This is a genomic window from Adlercreutzia equolifaciens (genome assembly GCF_029076695.1).
GTDB lineage: Bacteria > Actinomycetota > Coriobacteriia > Coriobacteriales > Eggerthellaceae > Adlercreutzia > Adlercreutzia equolifaciens_A.
Map to the genome: position 1 here is coordinate 1 of NZ_JARFIK010000048.1, position 441 is coordinate 441.

Genomic DNA, 441 nt, shown 5'->3' on the forward strand with positions numbered 1-441 from the left:
GTGCGGTTGGGATGATACAGGGCCTGAATGCCCGAAAGGCCCTTGGGGCACACACGGCCGAGGGACAAACCGCTTCGGCTATCCCCCTCGATGCGCGTTGCACGCCCGTTGCGAATCGTAACCTTCACCGGGCAGGCAAGAACGCAAGCACGGCAGAACGTGCCCATCACCTCAACAGTGCCTTCCTCTGCATAGGCCTTCGAGCTTTGCACAAGGTTGGTCACCGCCGTGGTGCCCAGCGCCGTAGCAGCACCGGCAGCCGCCGAGAGCTTCAGAAAAGATCGACGTGTTACCACATTGCTCATCTGCCTTTCCTCCTTCTCTAAAAAGCGAACTTCTCTCCGTCAAAAGCATCTGCGTACGATCTACTTGACATAAGCTTTACCTGCGGCGGGTCTTCGCTGGGAACTTGGATGGGTGACTACCGACGCAGGTAAAGCT

Annotated in this window: 1 protein-coding gene; it reads right to left on the reverse strand. The window is 57.8% G+C overall.

What is annotated here, in order from left to right; all coding sequences use genetic code 11:
- A partial coding sequence (locus tag PZH32_RS11400) for a twin-arginine translocation signal domain-containing protein (RefSeq protein ID WP_275208371.1) occupies positions 1–305 on the reverse strand: 305 nt, incomplete at its 3' end.
- Between the last annotated feature and the right edge of the window lie 136 nt (positions 306–441).